The following is a 21,745-nucleotide window of genomic DNA, read 5'->3' on the forward strand; positions in this document are numbered from 1 at the left end:
CCGTCCGTGCCGCCCGGGCGGAAGCAGTCGGGTGACGGGAACGACGGACACGGAGACGACGGAGGGAACCGGGATGCGTCCCACCCAGGCGAAGGACCACCCTGCTGCCGCGCCGCCGCGGCCGGTCGCGACGGTGCCCGGTGCGGCGCTTCCGCGCAGGCCGGCGACCGGCGGCGGGGAGGGACCCGACGGGACCGGGGCGTGCCCCGCGACGTGCGGGCCGCTCCCGGACGGGCCCGCCGGGGTGCGGCGGGTCGACGCCGACGTGCCCGGCGCCGTCGGCCGGACGCTCGACCAGGTGCTGGAGGAGCGCCTGCGCCGCGCACGGCTGGCGGATCCCCTGTTCGCGCAGGACGTGGCCGAACGGGTGGCGCGCTTCACCCTCCAGGGTGGCAAGCGCACACGCGCGCAGCTGGTGTGGTGGGCCACGCGGGCCTGCGCCGGCCGGGACCCCGCTGCCGCGGCGGCGGCCCTGCGGATCGCGGCCGCCCTGGAACTGCTCCAGACGTGCGCACTCGTCCAGGACGACGTGATGGACCGGGCCGTCCTGCGGCGGGGCCGGCCCACGCTGCACACGGACCTGACCGACAGGTACGCCGACCGGGCCGGGCCCGAGCGGGCCCGGCGGTTCGGGCAGTCGGCGGCGGTGCTCGCCGGGGACCTGGCGCTGGCCTGGGCCGACGATCTGGTGGCGGAGACCCCGCTGGCGGCGTGGACCGGGGTGGTGGTGCGGCGGCTGTGGAGCGACATGCGCACGGAGATGGTGGCCGGCCAGTACCTGGACGTGCAGGGCGAGGTCACCGCGGCCCGGTCCCTGCCCCGCGTGCTGCGCGCCGCCCGCCTGAAGAGCGCCCTCTACTCGGTCGAGCGGCCCCTGGCCCTCGGAGCCGCCGTGGCGGGCGCGGACGACGCGACGCTGCGCCGGCTGTGCGACGCCGGAGGCTGCGTGGGCCTGGCGTTCCAGCTGCGCGACGACTTGGACGACGTCTTCGGCGACCCGGGGGAGACCGGCAAGGCGTCCGGCGGCGACATCCGGGAGGGCAAGCCGACCTATCTGGTCGCGGTCGCCCGCGCGCGGGCCGAGGCCGCCGGCGACGGTGCCGCGCTCGCCGTGCTGGACCGGTGGCTCGGTGACCCGGCCCTCACCGGGCGCGCCCTGGACGAGGTGCGGGAGGTACTGGTCACGACCGGTGCGCGCGCCACCGTGGAGACGAAGATCGACCGGCTGGCCGCGCAGGGGATGCGGCACTTCGACGGCGCCGCCCTCGATCCGGAGGGCGCCGGGCCGCTGCGCGCCCTGCTGCTCGCGACGGCCGGGGCACGGCCGGGCGGGGCGCGGCCGGCCGGGGAGGCCGCCGCGCGTCCGCGTCCGCGTCCCGCACCGGATCCGTACGCCGCACCGGCCCGCGGCGGCGCGGGGAGCGGCCGGTGACCCGCACCCTGCCCGGTGCCACGGACCACGTGGTGGTGGTCGGCGCCGGACTCGCCGGCCTGTCGGCGGCGCTGCACCTGCTGGGTGCCGGACGCCGGGTCACCGTCGTCGAGCGTGACGAGCTGCCCGGCGGCCGCGCCGGACGCCTCGACCTGGCCGGCTACCGGATCGACACCGGGCCCACCGTGCTGACCATGCCCGAGCTGGCCGACGAGGCGTTCGCCGCCGTCGGGGACAGCCTGTACGAGCGCGTCGAGCTGATCCCCCTGCACCCGGCCTACCGGGCCTGTTTCGCGGACGGCAGCAGCCTCGACGTGCACACCGGCGCGGACGCGATGGCCGCGGAGGTCGAGCGGTTCGCCGGGCCGGCCGAGGCGGCGGGCTACCGGCGGCTGCGCGACTGGCTCCAGCGGCTGTACCGGGCCCAGTTGCGCCGGTTCATCGACGCCAACTTCGACTCGCCGCTCGGCCTGCTCAACGCCGACCTCGCCCGGCTGGCCGCCCTCGGCGGGTTCGGTCGCCTCGACGCGCGGATCGGCCGGTTCCTGGGCGACGAGCGGCTGCGCCGGGTGTTCTCCTTCCAGGCCCTGTACGCGGGTGTGCCCCCAGCGCGGGCGCTGGCCGCCTACGCGGTCATCGCCTACATGGACACGGTCGCCGGCGTGTACTTCCCCCGGGGCGGCATGCACGCCCTGCCGCGGGCGATGGCGGACGCCGCCGCCGCGGCCGGCGCCGAGCTGCGGTTCGGGCAGCGGGTGACCCGCCTGGAGCGGTCGGGCGAGCGCATGACGGCCGTCGTCACGGACGCCGGCCGCATCCCCTGCGACGCGGTCGTCCTCACCCCGGACCTGCCCGTCGCCTACCGGCTGCTCGGCCGCCGGCCGCGCAGACCGGTCGGACTGCGCCACTCACCCTCCGCGGTCGTGCTGCACGCCGGCACGGACCGCACCTGGCCCCGGCTCGCCCACCACACGATCTCGTTCGGCGCGGCGTGGCACTCGACGTTCGACGAACTCACCCGCGCCGGGCGGCTGATGAGCGACCCGTCCCTGCTCGTCACCCGCCCCACCGCCACCGACCCCGGGCTCGCGCCGCCCGGCCGCCACCTGCACTACATCCTCGCCCCCTGCCCCAACACCGACATCGGGCCGGGCGCGGCGGCCTGGTCCGACCTCGGCCCGCGCTACCGGGACACGCTGCTGCGGGAGCTGGAGCGACGCGGACTGGACGGCATCGAAGCCGCCATCGAGGAGGAGTGCCTGGTCACCCCGGCCGACTGGCACGCCCAGGGCCACGCCGCCGGAACCCCCTTCTCGGCCGCCCACACCTTCGCTCAGACCGGGCCGTTCCGGCCGCGCAACCTGGTGCGCGGCACGGAGAACGCGGTCCTGGCCGGCTGCGGCACCACCCCGGGCGTCGGCGTGCCGACCGTGCTGCTGTCGGGGAAGCTGGCCGCCGCCCGCGTCACGGGGCCGCCCGGGCGGGGGAGCGCCCGCTCCCGCCCCTCCGCCCTCCCCGGCCGGACCCGCGGTACGGCTCCCACCGCCTCCCCGGCCCCGGCCTCGTCCGCGCCCCGAGCCGTCGGGCCGGAGCCGGCGGCCGGGCCGCGAGCGCACGGGACGAGGCCTACGGCTGGCACGTCCAGCGCGTCGAGCCCACCGCCGAGGGCGACACCGCCGCGCACCCGGGCTGCCGCCGCGCAAGGACCGCCGGCCTGCCCGCCGGAGTCCCGGACTGCCACGAGGCGGCCGGAAGCACCGCAGAACCCGCCGGCCCACCCGCCGGAGTCCCCGGCTGCCACGAGGCGGCCGGAAGCACCGCAGGAACCGTCGGCCTGCCCGCCGGAGTCCCCGGCTGCCACGAGGCGGCCGGAAGCACCGCAGGAACCGTCGGCCTGCCCGCCGGAGTCCCGGACTGCCACGAGGCGGCCGGAAGCACCGCAGAACCCGCCGGCCCGCCCGCCGGAGTCCCCGGCCGTCACGAGGCGGCCGGAAGCACCGCAGAACCCGCCGGCCGGCCCCATGGCCCCCGCGACCGAAGGCAGGGCAGGATGACCGTTCGAGAACTGGACGCGGCGGGGATCACCGATCCGGCCCTGCGCGCGGCCTACCGCCACTGCCGCGACCTCAACGCCCGGCACGGCCGGACCTACTTCCTCGCCACGCGGCTGCTGCCCGTCGAGCGCCGGCCCGCCGTGCACGCGCTGTACGGCTTCGCCCGCTGGGCCGACGACATCGTCGACTCGCCGGCCCCCGGCTCCGGAACGGACGCGCGGGCGCGGGCCCTGGCCCTCCTCCAGGCGGAGCTGGAGGAGGGACTGCGGCGGGGCGGGGGCGCGGAGCCCGTCGTGCGCGCCCTCGCCGACACCGCCCGCCGCTACGCCATCGACCACGCACACTTCCTGGACTTCATGACCGCGATGCGCTCCGACCTGAGCGTGACGGCCTATCCCAGCTACGCCGACCTGAGCGCCTACATGCACGGCTCGGCCGCGGTGATCGGACTCCAGATGCTGCCGGTGCTGGGCACGGTGGTGCCGCGGGAGGAGGCCGAGCCGTACGCCGCGGCGCTCGGCGTCGCCTTCCAGCTGAGCAACTTCCTGAGGGACGTAGGCGAGGATCTGGACCGCGGCCGCGTCTACCTGCCCGCCGACCTGCTGGGCGGTCATGGTGTCGACCGGGAACTGCTGCTGTGGAGCCGTGCGACGGGCCGCCCCGACCGCCGGATCACCGCCGCGCTGAGGGAGTTCGAGGCACTGACCCGTGGCGTGTACCGGGAGGCGGTGCCCGGCATCGACCTGCTGGAACCGGTGGCGCGGCCCTGCATCCGCACCGCGGCCGTCCTGTACGGCGGCATCCTCGACGCCGTCGCCCGCGACGGCTGGACGGTGCTGCACCGGCGGTCGGTGGTGCGCACACGGCGCAGGGCGGTGGTCGCCGCCGACGGGCTGGTCCGGGTGGCGGCGGCCCGGCTGCGCGCGCGCTCCGGGCCCCGGCACCGGCCCCCCGCGCCCGCCGGTCCTCCGCCCGTGGCCGTGCTCTCGCCGGCGGTGGCCGTCCGCTCCTCCGGGGAGGTCGCGTGAACCGCCGTCGTCCGCCGCTGTCGCTGCGCCGCGGTGCCGTGCCCTGGGAGGCCCAGCGGCCCACCTGGCGCGAGGCGCGGCCCGCGGTGATCGCCGCGGCGTTGAAACGGGTGCAGGCCCGCCCGTCCGGGAACTGGTACGTCGTCGGCGCCTCCCGCGCCCTGCGCGGGGACGGCAAGCTGGCACGGACCGTGGCGGGGCAGGAGGTCGTGGTCTGGCGGGGGCCCGGCGGGCGCCTCGTCGGCGGACCTGGGATCTGCCCGCACCTGGGGGCGCCGCTGCGGGACAGCCCGGTGCGCTGCGGCACGCTGGTGTGCCACTGGCACGGGCTGGCCCTGGACGGCGGCCCGTACGCGGGCTGGTTGCCGCTGCCGGTGCACGACGACGGCGTACTGGTGTGGGTGCGGCTGGACGCGGTGGGCGGCGAGGAGCCGCTGGAGGCACCGGTCGTACCGCGGCGTCCCGAGCCCGCGCGGGCCCTGACGGCCGTCTACACCGCAGTGGGTGTCTGCGAGCCCGAGGACGTGGTGGCCAACCGGCTCGATCCGTGGCACGGAGCGTGGTTCCACCCGTACTCGTTCGTCGACCTGACGGTGGTGGACGCGCCCGGCACGGACGGCGCGGCGGACGAGGGCCGGGACGCCCTGACCGTCGACGTGTCGTTCAAGCTGGCGGGCCGGCTGGTGGTGCCGGTCCGCGCCGTCTTCACGGCACCCGAACCCCGCACGGTCGTCATGCACATCACCGAGGGCGAGGGAGTGGGATCCGTCGTGGAGACCCATGCGACTCCGCTCGGCGCGGACCGGTCGGGCCGCCCGCGAACCGCCGTCGTCGAGGCGGTGGTGGCAGCCTCGCGCCGTCCCGGCTTCGCCGCCGCCCGCCGGGTCGCACCGCTGCTGCGTCCCGTGATGCGAGCCGCGGCCGGGCGGCTGTGGCGGGACGACCTGGCCTACGCCGAGCGCCGCTGGCAGCTGCGGTCCACGGGCCGCTTCCCCGGCTGAACGGCGAACGGGGGCCGGCGGGGCCGTCCTGGTACCGGGCGCTCACCGGCCCATTACTGCACGGCGGATGGCCCTGCGCTGGCTCGCGGTCGTGCCGCCCCAGACACCGTCCGCCTCGCCGTGCCGGACGGCCCAGTCACGGCAGGCGACCAGCACGGGGCATCGCCGGCACACCGCGCGGGCACGCGCGGTCGCGACCTCCGTCTCCGCCACGGGGAAGAACAGCTCCGGGTCCTCGCCGACGCACAGCGCCCGGACGCGCCAGTCGGGTTCGGGATTCGGGAACGCCGGTGAACGTGTCATGTCGCACCTCCACGGGCCCACCAGGGCAGCGGTGACACCGCGGCAGGAGAGCCACGGTTCCCGGCAGAGGCGGACGCCATGCTAACGCCGCCCGGCCACGGAACGCCATAGCCGACTTTCCGGACATACGGGTCTCGCCCGCGAGGCCGGCCCGGCAGCGGACGCGGCGGCCTCGCGGGTACACGGCACACCGCCCCGTCCGCCGCGTCACGCGGCACGGCGCCCGGCCCCGGAGACACCGCCGTGCACCGTCGGGCCATTTCGACCGTGCGCGCCCCGCGGTTCCCCCGCTCCCGGACGGGCGGTACTTCCCCGTCGGCCGTCGTCGCGGATGCGCCCGCACCCGAACGGGGGACCGCCGGCGCCACACCGCATCCGTCGCCGGCCCACGGGGCGAATCCATTTCGAGAGTGACCCCACCGGAAGCGGAAAGTGAGCCCCATGCAGACCTCGGTCGTCGTGTTCACCTGCGATCTGCGCCTGTCGGACCATCCTCCGCTGCGTGCGGCCCTGCACGGAGGAGGCCGCGTGGTACCGCTGTTCGTGCGTGACCCAGCCGTGGACCGAGCCGGTTTCGCCGCGCCGAACCGGCTCGCGTTCCTCGCCGACTGCCTGCGGGACCTGGACGCCCGGCTGCGCGAGCGGGGCGGCCGGCTGGTGCTGCGCGAGGGCGACACGGTCACGGAGGTGTGCCGGGTGGCCGCCGAGGCGGACGCCGACGAGGTGCACATGGCGGGCGACGCCAGCGGCTTCGCGCACGGGCGCGAACGGCGGCTGCGGCGGGCGCTGGAGGCCGACGGGCGGCGTCTGTACGTCCACGAGACGGTGAGCACCGCCGTGGCCCCGGGCGCGGTGACGCCGGCCTCCTCCGACCACTTCGCGGTGTTCACCCCGTACTACCGGTGCTGGTCCGCGCAGGGCACGCGGGACGTGCTGGACGCGCCGCGGGCGATCACCGTGCCGGAGGAGGTGGGCTCCGCCCCGCTGCCGGAGCGCGCCGGCGTGCGCGGCGTGTCGCCGGGGCTGTGCTCGGGCGGCGAGACGGAGGGGCGGCGCCTGCTCACCGCGTGGCTGCGTGCCGGCGTGGACGCCTACGAGGAACGGCACGACGACCTGGCCGGCGACGCGACCTCCCGTCTCTCTCCCCACCTGCACTTCGGCACGCTGTCACCGGTGGAGGTGGTGCACCGGGCCCGGAGGGCCGGCGGCGCGGGCGCGGAGGCGTTCGTACGGCAGGTCGCCTGGCGCGACTTCAACCGGCAGGTGCTCGCCGCACGCCCCGACGCCGCCGCGCAGGACTACCGCACCCAGCGCGACCGGTGGCGCCGCGGCAAGGAGGCGGAGGCGGACACCGAGGCGTGGCGGGAGGGCCGCACCGGCTACCCGGTGGTCGACGCGGCGATGCGTCAGCTGCGCCACGAGGGCTGGATGCACAACCGGGCCAGGCTGCTGGCGGCGAGCTTCCTCAGCAAGACGCTGTACGTCGACTGGCGGGTGGGCGCGCGGCACTTCCTGGACCTGCTGGTCGACGGCGACGTGGCGAACAACCAGCTGAACTGGCAGTGGATGGCCGGCACGGGCACCGACACCCGCCCCTACCGCGTGCTCAACCCCGTCACCCAGGGCAAGCGGTACGACCCGGACGGGACGTACGTGCGGCGCTGGGTGGCGGAACTGGCGGACGTGGCCGGTGCGGCCGCGCACGAGCCGTGGAAGCTCCCGGCACCGGTGCGCTCCGCGACCGGTTACCCCGAGCCCGTGGTGTCGCTGGCGGAGGGCCTCGACCGCTTCAAGCAGGCCCGGGGACGGCTCTGAGGAAGCGGCGGTGCGGCGGGAGGCCGAGGACGAGCCCGCGGCTCACCTCGTGGTGTACAGCGCACCCGCGGCTCATCCCGCGGTGCACGCGCGTCCGCGGCTCACCACCCGGTGCAGTCGCGCCCCCGGCTCACCCCGCGGTGTGCAGCGCGCGCAACGCCTCCACCGCCTGCGCCAGCCCGGCGGGCCTGAGCACGCCGGCGGGCCGGGACCGGCTCCAGCCGGGGCCGCCCAGCAGCACCGCCGGACCGCGCCGCGTCCCCTTCATGCCCCAGCGCAGGCCGGCGACGTGCCGGGCCAGGGCGGGGGCCGCGCGTGCGCTCTCCTGGGCCCACAGCACGACCGCGACCGGGCCGAGCCGGCGTACCGCCGCGTCCAGCGCCTCGACGGGCAGCGCGGCGCCCATCATGCGCACCGGCACCCCTTCACCCGCGAGTGCCGCGTGCAGGGCCTCCAGGGGCAGGGTGTGCTGTTCGCCGGGGACACAGGCCAGCAGCACGCAGCCGGCCCCGGGGGAGGCGGCGGGCGCGGCGGGCGGCGTGCTGCGGCGCAGCACGGTGGAGACGTGCCAGGCGAGCAGGTGCTCCACCTCCACGTACTGGTCCTCGGAGGAGGCCCAGCGGCGTCCCACGGCGTGCAGGGTGGGAACCATCACCTCCTGCCAGGCGGCCACCAGGCCGTAGCGCTCCACGGCGGCGATGAGCTGCTGTTCGAGCGCGGGGGCGTCCAGCCGTACGGCGGCGCGCGCAAGGCCCCGGCACTCCAGACGCACATCACCGAGGGGCAGCGCGCCCGCGGCCCGCGACCGCCCCGCGGGAGCCGGGGGCGGTGCGGCGGTGGCGGCTCCCGCCGCGGCGGGCGGGCCCGCGGTGGCCGTACGGGCGGCGCGGGCCGCGTCCGCCGGCGGGATGCCGGTCGCCGTCAGCCGGCACATCTCCTCGACCGTCGCCACGTCCGCCGCGGTCCAGCGCCGGTGCCCGCCCCCGGTGCGTGCGGTCGGCCCGATGCCGTAGCGGCGGTCCCACGAGCGCAGCGTCATCGGCGACACGCCGAGGCGGCGGGCCAGCACACCGGTGGTCAGTCCGGCGTCGGCCGGTACGGCGGGCGGTCCGGGGTCAGGCTGCGCGGCGGAGCGGGCGGCGGTCACGTGGTCCTCTTCCGTCAAGTGTGCTCACCCCGTGGCCTCGGCGTCCAGGCTGCGGCCCAGGCGCAGCAGGCCGCGCCGGGTGTGACTCTTGACCGTACCCAGCGGCCAGCCGGTGACGCGGGCGATCTGCGTCTGGGTCAGGTCACCGTAGAAGGCCAGGCACAGCACCCGCCGCTGGGCCTCGGGGAGGCGGCGCAGTTCCCGGGTCACGTCCACGCGGTTCAGTACGGCGTCCTGCGCGTACGACGTAACCGGCGAGGGGGGTGACTCGCGCGCCGCCGCCGCGGCCACGTCCGTGCGCCGGGTGCGGGCCGACAGCGCGTCGGCGATCTTGCGCCGGGCGATGCCCACGAGCCAGGCGGGCAGCGGTCCACGGCCCGGGTGGTAGCCGTGGCGTCCGCGCCAGGCCGCGAGGAACACCGTCTGGGTGACGTCCTCGGCCTCCGCGCCGTCGCCCAGGGACTGCCGCGCCAGGGACAGGACGAGCGGGGCCCAGCGGCGGTAGACGGCCTCCATGCCGTCCTCGTCACCGGCCGCGAAACGCGAGGCCAGTTCGTCCTCCGGACGCGCCAGGGGCACGGGCTCGGATTCGGTCACAGCGAGTGCGGTCATGGCCTGCTCCCTTGTCCGGGGTGGCTCCCCGTCTGACGGCCACGGTCCGTCCGGCACGCTTGCGGGGGCAACTCGCATCGACTCTGCATCGACTTATCCCGTGGTGGGCCACCACACGCGGTTCCCCGCGTCCCGGACCAGCGCCGGCACCGGCAGGTCTGCACCAGGAACGCGAGAGGGATTACGCCCAGCGCCGCGAAGGTGGCGGGCGCCGTGCCGCAGCCGAGCGGGACCAGGAAGACGAACCCGTACAGCGGCACGGAACCCGAACAGACCGCGGAAGACGGACGCCGCCACGCCGAGGGTCGCGATGAAGTTGAGGGCGACGGTCAGCATCAGCAGGACGGGGACCGCGAAGGAGCGCAGCAGCAGCACGAGGATGGCCAGGATGACGGCGAGCACGACCGGGACGATGACGGTGCGGTCGCGTTCGGCCGCGCGCAGGGTGTCGTACTGCTGCGCGGTGTAGCCGCCGACCAGGGCGTCCGCGCCGGGCAGCGCGTGCAGCGCGGTGCGCCCTGCGCGGCGGCCGATCCCGGGCCTCGTACGATGTCCCCCATGACCGGCACCCGAGCGCACGCTCCGCGACCGCCCCTGTGGCGGCGCCGCGCGCTGCTCGTGCTGGCCCTGCTGGCCGGGCTGCTCGGCATGCACGCCCTGGCGCCCGGCGGCGGCATGGCCCACGCCGGACACGCTCCGGCCGTGCACGGAACCGTCGCCGTCACCGCGCCGGACGACTGCCCGGGCGGTGCCGGTCACTGCGGCGGTCACCAGCTGCACCACGCCGACCCCAGCTGTGCCTCGGGCGCGCCGGACGGCGCCCCGCAGCTGCCCGCGCCGGCCCCCGGCCCCGTGGCCGCCGCGCCGGCCCGCTGCCCGCGCTCCGCCCCGGCCACGGCACCGGACAGCGCCCGGGCCCCGCCCGACCTGGCCGAACTCCAACTCCTGCGGATCTAGAGGCCGCGCCGGCCGCCCGCCCTGCCGAGCGCAGGTGTCGCGGTCGTGCTCACGCGTGCCCGAAGATCCCTCAGAACAGCAGGAGTTCCCGCATGACCACCACCCGTTCCCTGACCCGCCGTACTCTGCTCCGCCGCGCCGCGCTGGCCACGGTCGCCGTGACCGGCGCCCTGGTCCTCGCCGCCTGCGGCGGCGACAGCGACAGCGGCGGCGGCGCCCACGGCGGCCACGGCACCTCCGCCGCGCCGAGCGCCTCGGCCACCTCGCACAACGCGCAGGACGTCGCCTTCGCGCAGGGCATGATCCCGCACCACCGGCAGGCCCTGGAGATGGCGAAGCTGGCCGCCGGCCGGGCCGCCTCGGCCCGGGTGAAGGACCTCGCCTCGCGCATCGAGAAGGCGCAGGACCCGGAGATCCGCACCATGACCGGCTGGCTGACGTCCTGGGGCGAGGACGTACCCATGGCCGGCATGGACCACTCCGGCCACTCCGGGATGCCGGGCATGTCCGGGATGATGAGCGAGGCCGACATGTCGGCCCTGGAGAAGGCCACCGGCAAGGACTTCGACACCCGGTTCCTGACCCTGATGGTCGAGCACCACCGGGGCGCCGTCGCGATGGCCGCCACCGAGCAGGCCAAGGGCCGCTCCGGCGCCGCCAAGGCCATGGCGGACGACATCGTCACCGCGCAGAACGCCGAGATCAAGGAGATGAGGCAGCTCCTCGGCACCGAGTGACGGCGCGGCGGGGGGGGGCCGGTGCAGCACCGGCCCCCGCCCGCCCGTCCTCAGGCCAGCACCTTCTCCAGCGCGGCCAGCGCGGAGCGCAGCTCCTCCGCCGTGATGGTCAGCGGCGGCGCCAGCCGGATCGTGGAGCCATGGGTGTCCTTGACCAGGACCCCCTCGCGCATCAGGCGCTCACTGATCTCGCGGCCGGTGCCGAGCGCCGGGTCGACGTCCACCCCGGCCCACAGCCCGCGCGAACGGAACCCGGTGACGCCCCTGCCGGCCAGCTCGGTCAGCCCGTCCCGCAGGATCACGCCCAGCTCGGCCGCCCGCCGCTGGAACTCACCGGTCTCCAGCAGACCGACCACGGCCGTGCCGACCGCCGCCGCGAGGGGGTTTCCGCCGAACGTCGAGCCGTGCTCACCCGGGTGCAGCACGCCCAGCACCTCGCGCCGGGCCACCACCGCCGACACCGGCACGATGCCGCCGCCCAGCGCCTTGCCGAGCAGCAGCACGTCCGGGACGACGTCCTCGTGCTCGACGGCGAGGGTACGGCCGGTGCGGCCGAGGCCCGACTGGATCTCGTCGGCGATGAACAGGCAGCCCTTGCGGCGGGTCAGCTCGCGTACCCCGGTGAGGTAGCCGTCGTCCGGGACGATCACACCGGCCTCGCCCTGGACGGGCTCGATCAGCACCGCCGCCGTGGTGTCGTCGACCGCCGCCTCCAGCGCGGCCAGGTCGTTGAACGGCACGACCTTGAAGCCGGGCGTGAACGGGCCGAAGCCGGCGCGGGCCGTCTCGTCCGTGGAGAAGCTGACGATGGTCGTCGTCCGGCCGTGGAAGTTGTCCGCCGCGACCACGATCGTCGCCTGCCCGGCCGGGACGCCCTTCACGTCGTACGCCCACTTGCGGGCCACCTTGACGCCGCTCTCCACCGCCTCCGCACCGGTGTTCATCGGCAGCACCATGTCCAGGCCGGTCAGCGCCGTCAGCCGCTCGGCGAACTCCGCGAGCCGGTCGTTGTGGAAGGCGCGGGAGGTCAGCGTCAGCTGGTCGAGCTGGCGGTGGGCCGCCTCGACGAGCGCCGGGTGCCGGTGGCCGAAGTTCAGGGCCGAGTAGCCGGCCAGCATGTCGAGGTAGCGGTTGCCCTCGACGTCCTCCACCCACGTGCCCTCGGCCCGGGCCACGACCACGGGCAGCGGGTGGTAGTTGTGCGCGAGTACCGGCTCCTCCGCGCGGATCAGGTCGTCGGACGTACGCGTGCGCACGGGTGCGGTCATCAGCGGATCTCCTGGGTGCAGCACTTGATGCCGCCGCCGGCCTTGTGGAACTCGGACAGGTCGACGGGGACGGGGACGTAGCCGTGGTCGGCGAGGCGCTCGGCGAGCGCCTCGGCGCGGGGCGCGATGAAGACGTTCCGGCCGTCGGAGACGGAGTTCAGGCCGAACGCCATCGCGTCCTCGCGGGTGGCGAGCACCGCGTCCGGGTACAGCCGCCGCAGGACCTCCCGGCTGCCCGGCGAGAACGCCTCCGGGTAGTAGCAGACGTTGTCGTCGTCGAGGACGAACAGCGCGGTGTCCAGGTGGTAGAAGTACGGATCGACCAGGGTCAGGCCGATCACCGGGTGGCCGAGGAACTCCTGTGCCTCCCGGTGCGCCTCGCGGGTGGTGCGGAACCCGGTGCCGGCGAGCACGTAGCGGCCCGTCCACACCAGGTCGCCCTCGCCCTCCGTGACCGACTCGGGCCGGTGGACGTCGTAGCCGGCCGCCTTGAACCAGGTGTCGTAGTGGTCCGACTCCGGGCGGCGCTCCGGGGCGTGGAACAGGGAGCCGAAGACCCGGCCGCCGACGACGAAGGCCGCGTTCGCGGCGAACACCATGTCCGGCAGGCCGGGGACCGGCTCGACGGCGTCGACGGTGTGGCCGTGCGCCCGGTAGGCGCGGATCAGCGACTGCCACTGCTCCTGGGCCAGGTCCACGTCGACGGGCCGGTCGGGATGCATCCAGGGATTGATCGCGTACTGGACGGCGAAGTGTCGGGGTTCGCAGACGAGGAAGCGCCGGGAACGCGGCACACGGCTTTCGGGCACAGAGGGTTTCCTCCGCTTTCCTGTGTGTCACTGAGGGGTGACACCACGGTAGGAAGGGAAGGAGACGGACGACAAGCGAGAAAAGCTGCGCAGATGCGCAGCATCGCTGCGTTCTCACAAGCCGAGACGCACGTTACCTTCGCGCTCCGCGATCACTCGGGGGCCGCGTGGGTGGCGCCGGCTTCCGGGCTTTCCGGGAGCAGATGGGACAGCACCATCACACTGATCGTCTTCCGGATGAACGGCTCGGCGCGGATCCGCTCCAGCACCTCCTCGAAGTGCTCCACGTCCCGGGCGCGCACGTGCAGCAGCGCGTCGGCGCCGCCGGTGACCGTCATCGCCGCCGCGATCTCCGGATGGTTGCGGACGACCTCCGCCAGCCGCCGGGGCGGGGCCGCGCCCTCGCAGTACACCTCGACGTACGCCTCCGTGCGCCAGCCCAGCGCGGACGGTTTGACGGTCGCCGTGAACCCGGTGATCACCCCGGTCTCGCGCAGCCGGTCCACCCGCCGTTTGACCGCCGTGGCGGACAGCCCGATCGCCGCCCCTATCTCGGCGAAACTGGTCCGCGCGTTCGCCATGAGCGCGGTGATGATCCGGCGGTCCAGCTCGTCGAACGAGGGCGTCCTGCTGTTCATGCGGGCACTGTAGCCAGCCCCGCCCGCGCCGCACGGCTCAGGACTGGGTGACGATCAGGGTGAGGGTGAGCAGCCCCAGCACCACCCAGCCGAACCACAGCCAGCCGTTGCTGCCGAGCGCGACCGTGTAGGCGGTCACGAGGACCAGCCCGCCGACCGTGAGTGCCCCCATCGTCCTGATGGAGCCGTTCGTGGAACCGTTCATGGAACCGGGCATCGCGACACCCTCCTCATGGTCCGTCCCTGACCATGGTGCCCCGGATCCCGGGATACGGCGCCTGCCCGGACGCCGCGGCTGCTCAGCCCTCGCGCGCGTTCAGCGACGCCAGGTAGGCGTTGTACGCCTCCAGCTCCTTGTCGCCGTCCCGGTCTGCGGCCCGGTCCTTGCGCTTGGCCTGCCGCTGCTCGGAGCCGTACCACTGGAACAGCAGCGCGATCAGCACCAGCACCGACGGGATCTCGCTGAACGCCCAGGCGATGCCGCCCGCCGCGCTCTGGTCGGACAGCGCCTCGACGCCGAGCGAGGCCGGCGGGTTCTGGAAGGTCTCCACCATCGGCGTCGACGCCATCATCAGCGCGATGCCGAAGAACGCGTGGAACGGCATGCCCGCGAACAGCTCCAGCATCCGCATCAGGTGACCGGGCCGGTGCGGGCCCGGGTCGATACCGATGATCGGCCAGAAGAACACGACACCGACCGCGAGGAAGTGCACCATCATCGCGACGTGCCCGGTCTTCGAGCCCATCAGGAAGTCGAAGACCGGCGTGAAGTACAGGCCGTACAGGCTCGCGATGAACAGCGGGATCGTGAACGCCGGGTGGGTGATGATCCGCATGTACCGGCTGTGCAGCAGCATCAGCAGCAGCTCGCGCGGGCCCTTGCGGCCCCGGCCGGCCGCGGGCAGGGCGCGCAGCGCCAGCGTGACGGGGGCGCCGAGCAGGATCAGGATCGGCGACAGCATGCTGATCACCATGTGCTGCACCATGTGCACGCTGAACATGACCATGCCGTAGTCGTTCAGCCTGGTGCACATCACCAGCGCGATCGTGAGCACGCCGACGACGTAGGACACCGTGCGCGACACCGGCCACGCGTCCCCGCGCCGCCGCAGCCGCACGACACCCCAGCCGTAGAGCGCCAGACCGGCGAGGCAGGCCACGAGGAAGAACGGGTCGGCCGACCACTGCAGACCCCGCCCCAGCGTGAACGGCGGCAGATCCGTCATCATGCCGTGTCCGCTGTGATCCATCCGGCGTCTCCTGGTTCATGGGGGTTGTGCGGTGTCTGTCCACAGCTGTCTGTGTCCGCACCAAGAGTAGAACCGGCCCCGGTCACCGCGGTGACCGGGGCCGGTTCGTCCTCACCCGAACCACTGGGCTGGGTCAGAGGACGCACTCCGCCTCGTCGTACCGCTCGGTGGGCACCGTCTTCAGCGTCTCCACCGCCTCCGCCAGCGACACCATCACGATGTCCGTGCCGCGCAGCGCCGTCATCCGGCCGAATTCGCCCCGGTGCACGGCCTCCACCGCGTGCCAGCCGAACCGGGTCGCCAGCACCCGGTCGTACGCGGTCGGCGTGCCGCCCCGCTGCACGTGCCCGAGGATCACCGGCCGGGCCTCCTTGCCGAGTCGCTGCTCCAGCTCGACCGACAGCTGCCGGGCGATGCCGGCGAACCGCTCGTGGCCGTAGATGTCCTTGCCGCCCTCGTCGAACTCCATGGACCCGGGCCGCGGCTTGGCCCCCTCCGCGGCGACCACGATGGCGAACCGCTTGCCCGCCTCGAACCGCTCGCCGACCTTCCGGGTCAGCTCGTCGATGTCGAAGGGCCGTTCGGGTACGACGACGGCGTGCGCGCCGGCCGCCATACCGGAGTGCAGCGCGATCCAGCCGGTGTGCCGGCCCATGACCTCCACGATCAGCACCCGCTGGTGCGACTCGGCGGTGGTCTTCAGCCGGTCCAGGGCCTCGGTCGCCACGGTCACCGCGGTGTCGAAGCCGAAGGTCACGTCCGTGACGGCGATGTCGTTGTCGATCGTCTTGGGCACGCCCACGATGGGCAGCCCGTTGTCCGACAGCAGCCGGGCCGCCTTCAGCGTGCCCTCGCCGCCGATCGGGATGATCGCGTCCAGGCCGAGTTCCGCGACGTGGCCCCTGGCCCGCTCCACCCCGTCCCGCAGGTGCTCCGGGCGGACCCGGGAGGAGCCGAGGATGGTGCCGCCGCGGGCCAGGATGCCGCCGACGGCGTCGAGGTCGAGCTTCAGGTAGTCGCACTCCAGGAGGCCTTTCCAGCCGTCCCGGAAACCGATGACCTCGTCGCCGTGGTCGGCGACGGCACGGTGCACGACGGACCGGATGACGGCGTTCAGGCCGGGGCAGTCGCCGCCGGACGTGAGGACACCAATGCGCATAGCCCGAATACCTTCTCAACGTGGGCCGGGTAACCGGACCACGTTGTCCGGCGGATTCCCGGCCACCCTACCGGCGTGAGGGGGTGGCTCCGTAGCGGGCGTCCGCCTGCTGGACGCGCCCGCACATGTGAGCGGACGGACCGTCAGGCGGGCCCGCCGGGAGTCTGCCGGACCCCGTTGACATCCAGCTGAAGAACGGGTTACGCAGCCGCCACTACGCGGGCTGCTGCGCCGCCGCGATGCGCTCGTCGCGGAGCGCCTCGTACCAGCGGTCGTCGATCGGCGGCAGGGCGTTGACGTCCAGCGCCAGCTTCAGCAGCAGGTCGGCGATCAGCGGGTTGCGGGCCAGCACCGGCCCGTGCATGTACGTGCCGAAGACCGTCCCGTTGTACGCGCCCTCCGTGCCGTCCCCGGTGCCGTTGCCCTTGCCGATCTGCACGCGGGCGAAGGGGCGGGCGGTGGGGCCGAGGTGGGTGACGCCCTGGTGGTTCTCGAAACCGGTCAGCTGGGGCAGGCCGAGCTGCGGGTCGATGTCGCCCAGCACGTCGCCGACGCACCGCTCGCCCTCGCCGCGCACCGACACCACGTCGAGCAGCCCGAGGCCCGGCTCGCGCTGGCCGAGGTCGTTGATGAACTCGTGGCCGAGGATCTGGTAGCCGGCGCAGACCGAGAAGACGATCGCGCCGTTCTCCACCGCCCGGTGCAGGTGCCCGTCACGGCGCAGCCGCTCGGCCGCGAGCCGCTGCGGACGGTCCTCGCCGCCGCCGATCAGGTAGATGTCGCCGGAGGTCGGGATCGGCTGGTCGCTGCGCACGTCCAGCCGGGCCACGTCCAGGCCGCGCTGCCGGGCCCGGCGCTCCACGACGAGGGCGTTGCCCTGGTCGCCGTAGGTGCTGAGCAGGTCCGGGTAGATCCACACCAGCCGCAGTTGGTTGTCGCTCATGAGGTGATCGCCCTTCGAAGATCAATTGCCGACGCGGCGGCGCAGGTCCTGGAACGCGGTGTAGTTCGCGATGACCTCGATCCGGCCCGGCGGACACATCTGCACGGCCTGGTCGAGGTTGTCGCAGACCTGGAAGTGCTGGTTCGCGACCTCCAGGCGGACGGCGAGGTCCAGCTTCCGGTCGCCGACGACGAAGATCGGGTGGCCGGTCAGCCGGGTGTAGTCGACGTCCCACAGCCAGGAGGTGTCGGTGCCGTCGGCGCCACGGGCGTTCACGGACAGGATCACCGGCGCGGGCGGCGGGTCGATCAGGGAGAACGTCTCCAGCCAGCCGGCCGGGTTCTTGGCCAGCAGCAGCCTGAGGTCGCGGTTCTGGAACTGGACGACGTCGTACCGGCCGGCCACCGCCTGCACCTGGTACATCCGCTCCAGGGCGACCTGCGGCGGCACCCCGAAGACGGCGGCGACGGCCGCGGAGGAGGCGGCGTTCGCCTTGTTGGCGCGCCCCGGCAGCTGCAGGTGGATCGGCCAGGCGGACCCGTGCGGGTCCAGCACGTGGTCCCCGGACAGCGCCCAGCTCGGCGTGGGCCGGCGGAAGCCGCACTCACCGCAGAACCAGTCGTCGCCGGGGCGCTGCATCACGCCGCCGCACGACGGGCAGGACCAGGCGTCGTCCTTCCACATCTGTCCGGCCGCGACCCAGATCACATTCGAGGAGGAGGACGCGGCCCACACCACCAGCGGGTCGTCGCAGTTGGCGACGACGACCGCCTTGGAACCGGCCAGTCCCTCCCGCCAGTTCTCGGCGAGCATCCGGGTCTCGGCGGCCCGGTCCAGCTGGTCGCGGGACAGGTTCAGCAGGGCGATGCACTTGGGGGCGGTGTCCCGGGCCACTCCGGCCAGGTACTTCTCGTCCACCTCGATAACGCCGAACTTCGCGTCCGAGCCGCCCGCCAGCGCGGACGTGATGCCGGCCGGCATGTTGGCGCCGAGCGCGTTCGACACGACCGGGCCCGCGGCGCGCAGCGCCTCCGCGATGAGCCGGGTGGTCGTGGTCTTGCCGTTGGTGGCGGACACCAGGACGACGTCCAGGTTCTGGGCGAGCCGCCCGAGCAGATCGGGGTCGAGTTTCAGCGCGACCCGGCCACCGATCACCGACCCGCTGCCGCGTCCTGCGGCGCGCGATGCCGCAGCGACCGCCTTGCCCGCGGTCACGGCCAGCTTGGCCCGCGGCGAGAGCGGGTCCGAGTTGCCTGCCATCAGTTCTCGATCCTCCTTGCGTACGCGCCGCGCCTGGGGCCATCCGGCTACGTGGTGTGAACCTCAGCCTATCGAGATCCGTTCCCACACCCGAATCCCGGTCCGGGCCTTGGGCGGCGGGCATGAGCTGAAGGAACCGTACCCTTGCCGCCATGCGACACGGTTCCATTCCGGGCGCCCACGGGCGCGTCCGGCCCCTCACCCTGCACGGCGACGCGGTGCTGCGCGAGCCCTGCGGGGACGTCACCGACTTCGGCCCCGGCCTCGCGGACCTCGTGGAGGACCTGTTCGCCACGATGTACGCGGCGCGGGGGGTGGGCCTGGCAGCCAACCAGATCGGCGTCGGTTTGCGGGTGTTCGTGTACGACTGCCCCGACGACGAGGACGTCCGTCACCTCGGCCACGTGGTGAACCCGCGGCTGGTGGAGGCCGACGGTGTGGTGGTCCGGGGCCCGGAGGGCTGCCTGTCCCTGCCGGGTCTGGAAGCGGGAACCGAGCGCTACGACCACGCGGTGGTCGAGGGTTTCACGGTGACGGGGGAGCCGGTCACCGTCCACGGCACCGGCTTCTTTGCCAGATGCTTGCAACACGAGTGCGACCACCTGGAGGGCCGGGTGTACGCGGACCACCTCACGGGGTGGCGCAAGCGCAGGCTGCTGAGGCAGGTCGCCAGGGCCTCCTGGCACCGGGCGGGCGCACCGGCCTGAGGGGGGCGGGGGCCGTCAGAACCCCGGGCCCCCGACCCGGTCGCCCGCGGCCGCGAGGCGCCCCCACAGCAGATCGGCGAGGGACCGCACCAACTCGGCCCGGGAGCAGGGGCGTTCACCCAGCCACCAGTCACCCGCGGCATGCATCATCCCGACGATGCCGTGCCCCCAGACCCGGGCCAGCTGCTGACTCTCCGGGCCCAGGTCGACCCGCTCCTCGATGACCCGGGCGAGTTCCTCGCCCATCCGCCGGAGCAGGGGAGCGCTGTGCTTGCCGACGTCGAAGCCCTGGTCGCCCCCGGTGCTGCCCTCCGCCGGGTGCATCAGGAACCGGTACACCTGGGGCCGCGCCTCGATCGCGGCCAGATAGGTCTCCAGCGTGGACTCGACCCGCTCGCGCCGGTCGGCGGGGGCGTCGAGGGCCGCCCGCAGGGAGTCGAGCAGTGCGTCGGTGTGCCGCTTGGCGAGCGCCGCGTACAGTCCGCCCTTGTCGCCGAAGTGCCGGTAGAGGATCGGCTTGGTGATGCCCGCTTCCGCCGCGATCGCGTTCATCGACGCCTGCGGGCCGTCGCGCAGCACCACCCGGTCGGCGGCCTCCAGCAGCTCGCGCCGTCGGCGGTCGGCGGACCGCTGCTGCTCGGTCCGCTGCGTGGTGTCCATGTGCTCTCCCCACCCGTGCTGATTCGGTGACGCCTGCGCAAACTAACACTGACCGCGCCCCCGACATCGAACGGGGATGCCGAGGTGTCACCACCGATTGACTTTTCCTACCGATCAGTAACAGACTCGCGTTACCGCTAGTAACATCGCACCGCCGCCGCTGGAGGGGACATGGCCGAGTTCACCATGGAGCTGAACGAGGAACAGAGGGAAGTACGCGACTGGCTCCATGGCTTCGCCGCGGATGTGATCCGTCCCGCAGCGGCCGAGTGGGACGAGCGCGAGGAGACGCCCTGGCCGGTCATCCAGGAGGCCGCGAAGGTCGGCATCTACTCCCTCGACTTCTACGCGCAGCAGTACTTCGACCCCACCGGCCTCGGCATCCCGATGGCGATGGAGGAGCTGTTCTGGGGCGACGCCGGCATCGCCCTGTCCATCGTCGGCACCGGCCTCGCCGCCGTGGGCGTCCTCGCCAACGGGACCGAGGAGCAGATCGGCACCTGGATCCCGCAGATGTACGGCGACCAGAACGACGTCAAGGTCGCCGCGTTCTGCTCCTCCGAGCCGGACGCCGGCTCCGACGTCGCCTCCATGCGCACGCGCGCGGTGTACGACGAGGCCACGGACGAGTGGGTGCTCAACGGCACGAAGACCTGGGCGACCAACGGCGGCATCGCCAACGTCCACGTCGTCGTCGCCGTGGTCGACCCGGAGCTGGGCTCCAAGGGACACGCCTCCTTCATCGTGCCGCCGGGTACGGCCGGTCTGTCCCAGGGGCAGAAGTTCAAGAAGCACGGCATCCGTGCCTCGCACACCGCCGAGGTCGTCCTCGACCACGTCCGGGTGCCCGGCTCGTGCCTGCTCGGCGGCAAGGAGAAGCTGGACGAGCGGCTGGCCCGGGCCCGGGAGAGGGCGAAGGCCGGCGGCGGCGAGCGGGTGAAGAACGCGGCGATGGCCACGTTCGAGGCCTCCCGCCCGGCCGTCGGTGCCATGGCGGTCGGCACCGCCCGGGCCGCGTACGAGGTCGCCCTGGAGTACGCCGCGACCCGGGAGCAGTTCGGCCGGCCGATCATCGACAACCAGGGCGTCGCCTTCCAGCTCGCGGACATGCGGACGCAGATCGACGCCGCGCGCCTGCTGGTGTGGCGGGCCTCGTGGATGGCGGTGAACGGCAAGCCGTTCACGGCGGCCGAGGGCTCCATGTCCAAGCTGTTCGCCAGCGAGACCGCCAAGAAGGTCACGGCCCAGGCGATTCAGATCCTCGGCGGCAACGGTTACACCCGTGAGTACCCCGTCGAGCGGATGCACCGGGACGCGGCGATCTACACCATCTTCGAGGGAACGAGCGAGATCCAGCGGCTCGTCATCGCCCGGACCCTGTCCGGGATGCCGATCCGGTAGCTCCCGGAGGCGGGGCGCTCACCGGTGTCTGAGCGGCGTGAGCTGCTCGATGTCGTACTTGGCCCGGAGCGCCTCGATCGCCTCCTGGTCCGGCGGCCCGCCGTCGGCCAGGATCTCCAGCAGCTCCTCGAAGTAGCGCTCGTGGTCCGGTGGGGGAGAGGCCTGGAAGAACATCCGGGCCACGCTCTCCGTCGGATTGGCGAAGGCGTGGGGGCAGCCCGGTGGTACGACGATGACCGTGCCCGGTGTCGCGCGGACCACCCGGCTGCCCGAACGCGACTCCCACTTCCGCCAGTTGTCGGGGGTGCGGACGCGCGGCTCGAAGGCGAGGACGTCCAGCTCGCCTTCGAGGACGTAGAACAGCTCCTCGCTGCGCGTGTGCACATGGGCGCCCACGTCGAAGCCCGGGGGGACCTCCACCTCGAAGGTGGAGGCCATCCGCGAGTGGGTGCCGGTGACCTTGAAGGTCACCCGCTGGGCCGGGGTCGCCACGACCCGGCCGTGGCCCGGCGGCACGTACAGTCCCTCGGTCCCGGTCAGTCCCTCGGTCTCGGTCATGGGCGT

21 protein-coding genes and 2 pseudogenes are annotated in these 21,745 nt (G+C 74.1%); 9 read left to right on the forward strand and 14 right to left on the reverse strand.

The genetic code is table 11. The annotated features are described in order from the left end of the window. Nucleotides 1-73 precede the first annotated feature (73 nt). The 4 genes and pseudogenes from IG05_RS0106440 to IG05_RS0106455 all read left to right on the forward strand — a co-directional run bounded on the left by IG05_RS0106440 (nucleotide 74) and on the right by IG05_RS0106455 (nucleotide 5,515). A complete protein-coding gene (locus tag IG05_RS0106440) occupies nucleotides 74-1,432 on the forward strand; it encodes a polyprenyl synthetase family protein (protein ID WP_030339993.1) in 1,359 nt (452 codons plus the stop codon). Further along, nucleotides 1,429-2,961: pseudogene (locus tag IG05_RS0106445) on the forward strand (phytoene desaturase); the annotation flags it as partial. The gene IG05_RS0106440 and the pseudogene IG05_RS0106445, both read left to right, overlap by 4 nt. A gap of 521 nt (nucleotides 2,962-3,482) precedes the next feature. Next, nucleotides 3,483-4,514, forward strand: a complete 1,032-nt coding sequence (locus tag IG05_RS0106450) for a phytoene/squalene synthase family protein (RefSeq protein ID WP_030339996.1) — start codon at nucleotides 3,483-3,485, stop codon at nucleotides 4,512-4,514. Further along, nucleotides 4,511-5,515: a DUF5914 domain-containing protein gene (locus IG05_RS0106455; protein WP_030339998.1), complete on the forward strand. Its 1,005-nt coding sequence runs from the start codon at nucleotides 4,511-4,513 to the stop codon at nucleotides 5,513-5,515. Before IG05_RS0106450 ends, IG05_RS0106455 begins: the two co-directional genes overlap by 4 nt. Before the next feature lie 42 nt (nucleotides 5,516-5,557). Here IG05_RS0106455 and IG05_RS41930 read toward each other — a convergent pair whose 3' ends face one another. Then, nucleotides 5,558-5,818: a WhiB family transcriptional regulator gene (locus tag IG05_RS41930; protein ID WP_030339999.1), complete on the reverse strand. Its 261-nt coding sequence runs from the start codon at nucleotides 5,816-5,818 to the stop codon at nucleotides 5,558-5,560. A gap of 441 nt (nucleotides 5,819-6,259) precedes the next feature. On the opposite strand from IG05_RS41930, the gene IG05_RS0106465 reads away from it, so the two are divergent. Then, nucleotides 6,260-7,633 carry a cryptochrome/photolyase family protein gene (locus tag IG05_RS0106465; RefSeq protein WP_030340001.1) on the forward strand — a complete coding sequence of 458 codons (1,374 nt, stop codon included), beginning with the start codon at nucleotides 6,260-6,262 and terminating at the stop codon, nucleotides 7,631-7,633. Between the two features lie 130 nt (nucleotides 7,634-7,763). On the opposite strand, the gene IG05_RS0106470 is transcribed toward IG05_RS0106465, so the two are convergent. The 3 genes and pseudogenes from IG05_RS0106470 to IG05_RS44680 form a co-directional block, all read right to left on the reverse strand. Further along, nucleotides 7,764-8,798: a MerR family transcriptional regulator gene (locus IG05_RS0106470; protein ID WP_420707566.1), complete on the reverse strand. Its 1,035-nt coding sequence runs from the start codon at nucleotides 8,796-8,798 to the stop codon at nucleotides 7,764-7,766. A gap of 6 nt (nucleotides 8,799-8,804) precedes the next feature. Next, nucleotides 8,805-9,392 carry an RNA polymerase sigma factor gene (locus IG05_RS0106475; protein ID WP_030340004.1) on the reverse strand — a complete coding sequence of 196 codons (588 nt, stop codon included), beginning with the start codon at nucleotides 9,390-9,392 and terminating at the stop codon, nucleotides 8,805-8,807. A gap of 93 nt (nucleotides 9,393-9,485) precedes the next feature. Next, nucleotides 9,486-9,908, reverse strand: a pseudogene (locus tag IG05_RS44680) (MMPL family transporter); the annotation flags it as partial. Between the two features lie 42 nt (nucleotides 9,909-9,950). On the opposite strand from IG05_RS44680, the gene IG05_RS0106480 reads away from it, so the two are divergent. Both IG05_RS0106480 and IG05_RS0106485 read left to right on the forward strand, forming a co-directional pair. Beyond that, a complete protein-coding gene (locus tag IG05_RS0106480) occupies nucleotides 9,951-10,349 on the forward strand; it encodes a DUF6153 family protein (protein WP_030340005.1) in 399 nt (132 codons plus the stop codon). A 92-nt stretch (nucleotides 10,350-10,441) separates the two neighbouring features. Further along, nucleotides 10,442-11,086: a DUF305 domain-containing protein gene (locus IG05_RS0106485; protein WP_030340007.1), complete on the forward strand. Its 645-nt coding sequence runs from the start codon at nucleotides 10,442-10,444 to the stop codon at nucleotides 11,084-11,086. A 50-nt stretch (nucleotides 11,087-11,136) separates the two neighbouring features. Here the strand turns inward: IG05_RS0106485 and rocD are convergent, their stop codons facing one another. From rocD to IG05_RS0106525, 8 genes are all read right to left on the reverse strand, one after another. Next, nucleotides 11,137-12,354, reverse strand: coding sequence for an ornithine--oxo-acid transaminase (gene rocD / locus IG05_RS0106490; RefSeq protein WP_030340008.1), 1,218 nt, complete (start codon nucleotides 12,352-12,354; stop codon nucleotides 11,137-11,139). Beyond that, on the reverse strand, nucleotides 12,354-13,163 hold the full coding sequence (gene ddaH, locus IG05_RS0106495) for a dimethylargininase (RefSeq protein WP_030340010.1): 810 nt from the start codon (nucleotides 13,161-13,163) through the stop codon (nucleotides 12,354-12,356). Before ddaH ends, rocD begins: the two co-directional genes overlap by 1 nt. A 152-nt stretch (nucleotides 13,164-13,315) precedes the next feature. Next, entirely contained in the window at nucleotides 13,316-13,801 is a 486-nt protein-coding gene (locus tag IG05_RS0106500; RefSeq protein WP_030340011.1) for an Lrp/AsnC family transcriptional regulator, read from the reverse strand. Between the two features lie 37 nt (nucleotides 13,802-13,838). Then, complete coding sequence (locus tag IG05_RS0106505; protein ID WP_030340013.1) at nucleotides 13,839-14,018, reverse strand: hypothetical protein; 180 nt, start codon at nucleotides 14,016-14,018, stop codon at nucleotides 13,839-13,841. An 82-nt stretch (nucleotides 14,019-14,100) separates the two neighbouring features. Then, nucleotides 14,101-15,051 carry a cytochrome c oxidase assembly protein gene (locus IG05_RS0106510; protein ID WP_030340015.1) on the reverse strand — a complete coding sequence of 317 codons (951 nt, stop codon included), beginning with the start codon at nucleotides 15,049-15,051 and terminating at the stop codon, nucleotides 14,101-14,103. A 133-nt stretch (nucleotides 15,052-15,184) separates the two neighbouring features. Then, nucleotides 15,185-16,210: a 6-phosphofructokinase gene (locus tag IG05_RS0106515; protein ID WP_030340016.1), complete on the reverse strand. Its 1,026-nt coding sequence runs from the start codon at nucleotides 16,208-16,210 to the stop codon at nucleotides 15,185-15,187. A 214-nt stretch (nucleotides 16,211-16,424) separates the two neighbouring features. Then, complete coding sequence (locus tag IG05_RS0106520; RefSeq protein WP_030340018.1) at nucleotides 16,425-17,153, reverse strand: type 1 glutamine amidotransferase; 729 nt, start codon at nucleotides 17,151-17,153, stop codon at nucleotides 16,425-16,427. A 21-nt stretch (nucleotides 17,154-17,174) separates the two neighbouring features. Next, nucleotides 17,175-18,413, reverse strand: a complete 1,239-nt coding sequence (locus tag IG05_RS0106525; RefSeq protein ID WP_030340019.1) for a MurT ligase domain-containing protein — start codon at nucleotides 18,411-18,413, stop codon at nucleotides 17,175-17,177. Between the two features lie 152 nt (nucleotides 18,414-18,565). Here IG05_RS0106525 and def point away from each other — a divergent pair, with 152 nt between their 5' ends. Then, nucleotides 18,566-19,120, forward strand: a complete 555-nt coding sequence (def, locus tag IG05_RS0106530) for a peptide deformylase (RefSeq protein WP_030340021.1) — start codon at nucleotides 18,566-18,568, stop codon at nucleotides 19,118-19,120. 15 nt (nucleotides 19,121-19,135) lie between these two features. Here the strand turns inward: def and IG05_RS0106535 are convergent, their stop codons facing one another. Beyond that, nucleotides 19,136-19,780 (reverse strand): TetR family transcriptional regulator, encoded by a 645-nt coding sequence (locus IG05_RS0106535; protein ID WP_030340026.1) that lies wholly within the window; start codon nucleotides 19,778-19,780, stop codon nucleotides 19,136-19,138. Between the two features lie 171 nt (nucleotides 19,781-19,951). Here IG05_RS0106535 and IG05_RS0106540 point away from each other — a divergent pair, with 171 nt between their 5' ends. Further along, nucleotides 19,952-21,181 (forward strand): acyl-CoA dehydrogenase family protein, encoded by a 1,230-nt coding sequence (locus IG05_RS0106540; RefSeq protein WP_030340028.1) that lies wholly within the window; start codon nucleotides 19,952-19,954, stop codon nucleotides 21,179-21,181. An 18-nt stretch (nucleotides 21,182-21,199) separates the two neighbouring features. On the opposite strand, the gene IG05_RS0106545 is transcribed toward IG05_RS0106540, so the two are convergent. Further along, nucleotides 21,200-21,739 (reverse strand): cupin domain-containing protein, encoded by a 540-nt coding sequence (locus IG05_RS0106545; protein ID WP_030340029.1) that lies wholly within the window; start codon nucleotides 21,737-21,739, stop codon nucleotides 21,200-21,202. Nucleotides 21,740-21,745: the final 6 nt, after the last annotated feature.

It is taken from the genome of Streptomyces sp. NRRL S-1022, from assembly GCF_000720135.1.
Taxonomy (GTDB): Bacteria; Actinomycetota; Actinomycetes; order Streptomycetales; family Streptomycetaceae; genus Streptomyces.

Coding starts and splice junctions, on each gene's coding strand:
- IG05_RS0106440 (WP_030339993.1), top strand. CDS start 74: ATGCGTCCCACCCAGGCGAAGGACCACCCTGCTGCCGCGCCGCCGCGG.
- IG05_RS0106450 (WP_030339996.1), top strand. CDS start 3,483: ATGACCGTTCGAGAACTGGACGCGGCGGGGATCACCGATCCGGCCCTG.
- IG05_RS41930 (WP_030339999.1), bottom strand. CDS start 5,818: ATGACACGTTCACCGGCGTTCCCGAATCCCGAACCCGACTGGCGCGTC.
- IG05_RS0106465 (WP_030340001.1), top strand. CDS start 6,260: ATGCAGACCTCGGTCGTCGTGTTCACCTGCGATCTGCGCCTGTCGGAC.
- IG05_RS0106475 (WP_030340004.1), bottom strand. CDS start 9,392: ATGACCGCACTCGCTGTGACCGAATCCGAGCCCGTGCCCCTGGCGCGT.
- IG05_RS0106480 (WP_030340005.1), top strand. CDS start 9,951: ATGACCGGCACCCGAGCGCACGCTCCGCGACCGCCCCTGTGGCGGCGC.
- IG05_RS0106485 (WP_030340007.1), top strand. CDS start 10,442: ATGACCACCACCCGTTCCCTGACCCGCCGTACTCTGCTCCGCCGCGCC.
- rocD (WP_030340008.1), bottom strand. CDS start 12,354: ATGACCGCACCCGTGCGCACGCGTACGTCCGACGACCTGATCCGCGCG.
- IG05_RS0106500 (WP_030340011.1), bottom strand. CDS start 13,801: ATGAACAGCAGGACGCCCTCGTTCGACGAGCTGGACCGCCGGATCATC.
- IG05_RS0106505 (WP_030340013.1), bottom strand. CDS start 14,018: ATGCCCGGTTCCATGAACGGTTCCACGAACGGCTCCATCAGGACGATG.
- IG05_RS0106510 (WP_030340015.1), bottom strand. CDS start 15,051: ATGGATCACAGCGGACACGGCATGATGACGGATCTGCCGCCGTTCACG.
- IG05_RS0106515 (WP_030340016.1), bottom strand. CDS start 16,210: ATGCGCATTGGTGTCCTCACGTCCGGCGGCGACTGCCCCGGCCTGAAC.
- IG05_RS0106520 (WP_030340018.1), bottom strand. CDS start 17,153: ATGAGCGACAACCAACTGCGGCTGGTGTGGATCTACCCGGACCTGCTC.
- IG05_RS0106525 (WP_030340019.1), bottom strand. CDS start 18,413: ATGGCAGGCAACTCGGACCCGCTCTCGCCGCGGGCCAAGCTGGCCGTG.
- def (WP_030340021.1), top strand. CDS start 18,566: ATGCGACACGGTTCCATTCCGGGCGCCCACGGGCGCGTCCGGCCCCTC.
- IG05_RS0106535 (WP_030340026.1), bottom strand. CDS start 19,780: ATGGACACCACGCAGCGGACCGAGCAGCAGCGGTCCGCCGACCGCCGA.
- IG05_RS0106540 (WP_030340028.1), top strand. CDS start 19,952: ATGGCCGAGTTCACCATGGAGCTGAACGAGGAACAGAGGGAAGTACGC.
- IG05_RS0106545 (WP_030340029.1), bottom strand. CDS start 21,739: ATGACCGAGACCGAGGGACTGACCGGGACCGAGGGACTGTACGTGCCG.